This window comes from Dokdonella sp., from assembly GCF_039926425.1.
GTDB lineage: Bacteria > Pseudomonadota > Gammaproteobacteria > Xanthomonadales > Rhodanobacteraceae > Dokdonella_A.
Genome location: NZ_JBDSWZ010000158.1, coordinates 1 through 6178 on the forward strand (window position 1 = coordinate 1; position 6178 = coordinate 6178).

Genomic DNA, 6178 nt, shown 5'->3' on the forward strand with positions numbered 1-6178 from the left:
CGCAGCAGCGTCGGGCGCAACGTGGAGCTGCACGTCTCGTCGCCCGAAGCGTCAGTGGAGATCGAGGGCAACCACACCGAGTTGCAGCAGTGCCTGTTGAACCTGTGCCTCAATGGCGCGCAGGCAATGCCCGACGGTGGCGAACTGCGCATGGATGCGGAACTCTTTTCGCTCGACGAGGATTTTTTCGAGGGCGACGATGTGCGTGCGCCCGGTCGCTATTTGCGCATCCAGATCCGCGACACCGGCATGGGGATGTCCGAGGATGTGCGCAGCCGCCTGTTCCAGCCGTTCTTCACCACCAAGGAAAAGGGCACAGGCTTGGGCTTGCTGTCGTGCCGGCGCATCCTCGCCAATCACCAGGGTTACCTGCGGCTGGCGAGCGAGCCGGGCAAGGGAACCACCTTTTCGCTGTATCTGCCGATGCGGCTCAACGAAGAGTTGCTTGGCGCCGGCGACATTCCTCACGGCCGCGGCGAGCGAGTGCTGATCGTGATGGAGCGCGAAAGCAAGATGGTGTTGCTGCGCGACATCATCGAGTCGCACAGGTACACGATCTCGGCGGCGGAAAACGGCGCGGTGGCGGTGCAGTCGCTCGATGCGGACGGACTCCCGGACGTCGTGCTGATGGACGGCCAGATGAATCTCACGACGGGCGTGCTCACCGCGTCGAAGTTGCTGGAGATGGACTATCGCGGCCCGCTGATCCTGATTGCGGCACCGGCAAGTCGCGAGGAGATCGAGCACGACCTGCCGCCGCTGCCGAACATCCGCTTCATCGACAAGCCGGTCAACTCCGACGAATTGCTGGCAGTGCTCGCAGACGAACTGAAGCGCTCCGCGCCGAATTGCTGATTGCGCGTCCGATGAATGCGGCCTGTCTGCCAAGCGTGGGATTCAGTCAGTCGCAAGCGCGCCGTCCTTAGTCTCGCCCACTCCAAGGAGAGTGCCGCGATGCCGAACCTGTTGCTTCCCATCTTCCGACTGCTGCCGTCACGCGGTCTGCCGTACGTGCCTGTTCGTCCGATTGTGTCGTCCACGCCGGTCGCGATCGCGCCGGCACCGAAGCGGATCCAGCATTCAAGAACGCTGCGCATCCACACGAACCAGATCCCGTCCTGACAGGATCGGCGTTTCGGCACTGTCGAACGTTTCTGAATCGAAAACCCGGCGGTTGAAAACGGCGCTTCACGGCGCCGTTTTTGCGTGTGCGGATCATGCCCGACGCAGCCGTTCGACGCTGGTGCGACCTCCCGTGCACTGAGGGTGGCGTCCGCTCGCCCCTGCGCACACGCTTGGAGGTGCGACCGAAGGCGCCAGCAGGTTCCTCCACAAAGCGTGTAAAGATGGATTTACGCGGAACAGGCGCCCGCGCGCCCCGACGGCTGGTAGCCTTGTCGCCGTCACGATTGCGCCTGCAGTCGTCTTCATTTCGCAAAAGGATCGGATCATGTCGCGTTGGAAGATCGCCCTCGCGGTCGTGGTCCTGCTGATCGTCGGACTGATTGGCTGGCGCGTCATGCACGGGTCCGCGCAGGAGACGGGAGGTCGTGCAGGCATGCGCGGCGGTGCGGACGCCGCACCAGTTCCGGTGACCGTGGTTCCGGTGGTGCAGAAAGACGTTCCCGTGTTCCTCACAGCGCTCGGCACGGTCCAGGCGCTCAACACGGTCACCGTCAACGCGCAGGTGAGTGGCCAGCTCAAAGCCCTGCATTTTGCCGAGGGCGAAGAGATCAAGCAGGGTGCGCTGATCGCCGAAATCGATCCACGCACGTTCCAGTCGTCACTGGACCAGGCGGAGGCGAAGAAAAAGCAGGACGTCGCGCAGTTGACTGCGTCGAAGAGCACGCTTGGGCGCTACGACGAGTTGATGAAGAAGAACTTCGTCTCCGGGCAGGATCTGGAAAACCAGCGCCAGACGGTGCGCCAGCAGGAAGCGCTGGTCGCCGCCGATGAAGCCGCCGCAGCGAGCGCACGCACACAGCTCGGTTACACGCGCATCACGGCACCGATTACCGGCGTGGCCGGCATCCGCCAGACCGATGTCGGCAACCTGATCCAGGCCAACAGCAGCACCGGCATCGTCACGCTGACCCAGGTGCATCCGCTCAATGTGATTTTCACGCTGCCGGAGCAAAACCTCGATCAGGTTCGCAGCGGACAGGCGACCTCGCCCCTCGTGGTCGCCGCACTCGATCGCACCGATGCCCACGTGATCGCCGATGGCGTGCTGAAAGTGATCGACAACCAGATCGACAGCACCACCGGCACCTTCAAGATGAAGAGCGAATTTCCAAACGCCACGAACGCGCTGTGGCCAGGGCAGTTCGTCAACGTGCGCGTGACCTTGCGCACAGTGACCGCCGGTCTGGTCGTTCCATCGACCGCGGTGCAGCGCGGGCCCGAAGGCAGCTATGTCTACGCGCTGCAAGCCGACAGCACCGTCGCGATGAAGCCGATCGTGCCGGCAGGCGATGCGGGCGATGACGGCGTGCTCGTGACCGGCGAGGTCGCAGTCGGCGATCGCGTCGTCACCGAAGGCCAGTTCCGCCTCAAGCCGGGATCCAAGGTGCAGGCGCTCGCTCCGGGCGAAACGCCGCCGCCTCCCAGCGAGGCGGACCTTGCCAAGTTGAAGGGCGACGGCGACAAGTCGGAAACGAAAAAGCGTGGCGGTGGTCGGCGTGGCGGTTGACCTCGGCGACACGCGTTCGACGCGCGCATGACACCTTTGGAGACCTGCTGGTCCGCTGAGGATTTCCTTCCACCGGCGAGTCGACTGATCGCGTTTTCTCCCCCCACGCCTGCGCGCAGCGTTCCGCGCATCATCCAGACCCCTTGCAGGATCGCTCCGTGAGCTTCTCGTCGATCTTCATCCAGCGTCCGATTGCGACCTCGCTGCTGATGCTGGCGCTGCTCCTGCTCGGCGTGATCGGCTATCGCGCGCTGCCGGTCGCCGCGCTGCCCGACATCGACTCGCCGAGCCTGACCGTCAGCACGCAATACCCGGGCGCAAGCGCATCGACGATGGCGTCGCTGGTGACCACACCGCTCGAGCGCCAGCTGGGGCAGATTTCCGGCGTCGTCACGATGAGTTCGGACAGCTCCGCCGGGCTCTCCACGATCATCATCGAGTTCGACAAGAAGCGCGACATCGATGCCGCCGGCCAGGACGTGCAGTCGGCGATCAACGCCGCGCGCGGCACGCTGCCGTCGAACCTTCCGTATCCACCGGTCTACAACAAGGTCAATCCGGCGGACGCGCCGATCCTCACGCTGATGCTGACGTCCGACTCGCGGCCGTTGCGCGACGTCAACGACTACGCCGACAGCCTGCTTGCACAGCGTCTGTCGCAGATCGGCGGCGTCGGACTCGTCAGCATTGCCGGCAATGTGCGCCCTGCGGTCCGTGTGCAGGTGAATCCTGCACAGCTGTCGAACCTCGGCCTGACGATGGAGGACGTGCGCAGCTCGCTGACCCAGGCGAATGTCAACGCGCCCAAGGGCAGCCTCAATGGAACCGTGCAGAGTTTCAGCATCGGCACCAACGACCAGCTGACCGATGCCGACGACTATCGTTCGACGATCATCAGCTACAAGAACGACGCACCGGTGCGCCTGTCCGACGTCGCGTCGGTGGTCGACGGCGTCGAGAACGACCAGCTCGCTGCGTGGGCGAACGGCAAACCGGCAGTCCTGCTCGATGTGCGACGCCAGCCGTCGGCGAATATCGTGCAGACAGTCGCGGACATCCGCGCGCAGCTGCCGGGCCTGCAGGCGCTGTTGCCTGCAGATGTGCACCTGAGCATCTTTTCCGACCGTACGGTGACGATCAAGGCGTCGGTTGCGGACGTGGAGTTCACGCTGGGGCTCACCGTGCTGCTGGTGATTGGCGTGATCTTCGTGTTCCTGCGCCGGCTGTGGGCCACGGTGATTCCGAGCGTCGCGGTTCCGCTGTCGCTGATGGGCACGTTCGGGGTGATGGCGTTTGCCGGATTCTCGCTCGACAACCTGTCGCTGATGGCGCTGGCGGTCGCGACCGGATTCGTCGTCGACGATGCGATCGTGATGATCGAGAACATCGTGCGCTACATCGAGCAGGGCAAGCAGCCAAAGGAAGCCGCCGAGATCGGCGCGAAGGAGATCGCTTTCACGGTGCTGTCGCTGACCGTCTCGCTGATCGCCGTGTTCCTTCCGCTGCTGCTGATGCCGGGCGTCACCGGCCGCCTGTTCCACGAGTTCGCCTGGGTGCTGACGATCGCGGTGACGTTGTCGATGCTGATCTCACTCACGCTGACGCCGATGATGTGCGCGTACCTGTTGAAGGCCGACGCGTTGCCCGCCGGCGATCATGCGCTGGATGTTGCGTCCGGCCAGAGCGCCCTCGCCCCACCCCTCTCCCGCGATGCGGGCGAGGGACGGTCGAGGCGCGACCTTTGGTCGCGAATCCTCTATCAGTATGGCCGCAGCCTCGACTGGGTGTTCGCGCGGCAGCCGCTGATGCTCATCGTCGCGTCGATCACCGTGGTCGTGACGATCGCGCTGTACATCATCATTCCGAAGGGCCTGCTGCCCGAGCAGGACACCGGCCTGATCACCGGAGTGGTGCAGGCCGACCAGAACATCGCGTTTCCGGCAATGGAAGATCGCACGAAGGCAGTCGCCGAAGCGCTGCGCAAGGTTCCGGGCGTGGCTGGCGTCGCCGCGTTCGTCGGCGCGGGCGCGGTCAATCCGACGTTGAACCAGGGCCAGCTCGGCATCGTGCTGAAACCACGCGGCGAGCGTGGCGGACTCGATGTCGTGGTGCCCGCGCTGCAGGACGCCGCGGCCCATATTGCCGGCGCGGCGCTGTATCTCAAACCCGTGCAGGACGTCGCACTCGACACCCGTGTCGCACCGACCGAATACCAGTACTCGCTGTCGGAAGTGAACGCGACCGAGCTGGCCGGCTATGCGACACAGATGACCGATGCAATGCGGCTGCGGCCCGAACTCGCCGACGTCGACAACAACCTCGCCAACCAGGGCAACGCGCTGAAGCTCGAAATCGATCGCGAAAAAGCGAGCCGTCTCGGCGTGCCGATGCAGACCATCGACGATACGCTCTACGACGCGTTCGGACAGCGCCAGATCTCGACCATCTTCACGCAGTTGAACCAGTACCGCGTCGTGCTCGAAGTCGCTCCGGAGTTCCGCACCACCAAGGCGCTGCTCGACCAGCTCACCGTGCGCGGCAACGGCAACGGCGCGCTCGTCGGCAGCAACGCAACGACGCTGGGCCAGGCGACGTCGAGCAACTCCGCGACGCCTTCCGGCATTGGCAGCGCGGGCAACATCGGCATCGGCGTCGGAGCCGGCGGCGCGATCCCGCTGTCCGCGCTCGCGGTCGCAACACAAACCGACGCGCCGCTGGTCGTCAGCCATCAGGACCAGCTTCCGGCGGTGACGATCTCGTTCAATCTCGCGAAGGGACATTCGCTGTCGGACGCAGTCGACGCGATCCGCGGCGTCGAAGCGCAGCTGAACTTTCCGCTGCAGGTGCGCGGCCAGTTTGTCGGCAAGGCCGCCGAGTTCTCCGCGTCCCTGACCGATGAAGTGCTGTTGCTGCTGTCCGCGATCATCGTGATCTACATCGTGCTGGGCGTGTTGTACGAGAGCTACATTCACCCGATCACGATCATCTCGACACTGCCGCCGGCGGGCGTCGGCGCACTGCTCGCACTGATGGCCTGCGGCATGACGCTGTCGGTCGACGGCATCGTCGGTATCGTGCTTCTCATCGGCATCGTCAAGAAGAACGCAATCATGATGATCGACTTCGCGATCGAGGCGCAGCGCGGCGGCCTGCCGGCGCGCGAGGCGATCCGACGCGCTTGTCTGCTGCGTTTCCGTCCGATCATGATGACCACCGCCGCAGCGCTGCTCGGCGCGCTGCCCCTCGCGCTGGGCACCGGCATCGGCTCCGAGCTGCGCCGGCCGCTCGGCGTCGCGATCGTCGGCGGCCTGCTGTTGTCCCAGTTCATCACGCTGTATACGACACCGGTGATCTATCTGTACTTCGAGCGGTTGTCCGATTGGGTCAAGGCGCGCGGTGAGCGGCGCACGCTGGTGCAACACCGTCTGGCATGAGCATCTCCGGCCCCTTCATCCGTCGCCCGATCGGCACTTCGCTGCTCGCGAT

The 6178-nt window shown here is 64.8% G+C and carries 4 protein-coding genes; all 4 read left to right on the plus strand.

What is annotated here, in order from left to right; translation table 11 throughout:
• Positions 1-855 (plus strand): ATP-binding protein (locus tag ABIV12_RS09250; RefSeq protein WP_348058519.1); only part of this gene is annotated, 855 nt, incomplete at its 5' end.
• A 99-nt stretch (positions 856-954) separates the two neighbouring features.
• Positions 955-1122 (plus strand): hypothetical protein, encoded by a 168-nt coding sequence (locus tag ABIV12_RS09255; protein ID WP_348058521.1) that lies wholly within the window; start codon positions 955-957, stop codon positions 1120-1122.
• 328 nt (positions 1123-1450) lie between these two features.
• Positions 1451-2692 carry an efflux RND transporter periplasmic adaptor subunit gene (locus tag ABIV12_RS09260; RefSeq protein WP_348058523.1) on the plus strand — a complete coding sequence of 414 codons (1242 nt, stop codon included), beginning with the start codon at positions 1451-1453 and terminating at the stop codon, positions 2690-2692.
• 158 nt (positions 2693-2850) lie between these two features.
• Complete coding sequence (locus ABIV12_RS09265; RefSeq protein WP_348058524.1) at positions 2851-6126, plus strand: efflux RND transporter permease subunit; 3276 nt, start codon at positions 2851-2853, stop codon at positions 6124-6126.
• Positions 6127-6178: the final 52 nt, after the last annotated feature.

Coding starts and splice junctions, on each gene's coding strand:
- ABIV12_RS09255 (WP_348058521.1), top strand. CDS start 955: ATGCCGAACCTGTTGCTTCCCATCTTCCGACTGCTGCCGTCACGCGGT.
- ABIV12_RS09260 (WP_348058523.1), top strand. CDS start 1,451: ATGTCGCGTTGGAAGATCGCCCTCGCGGTCGTGGTCCTGCTGATCGTC.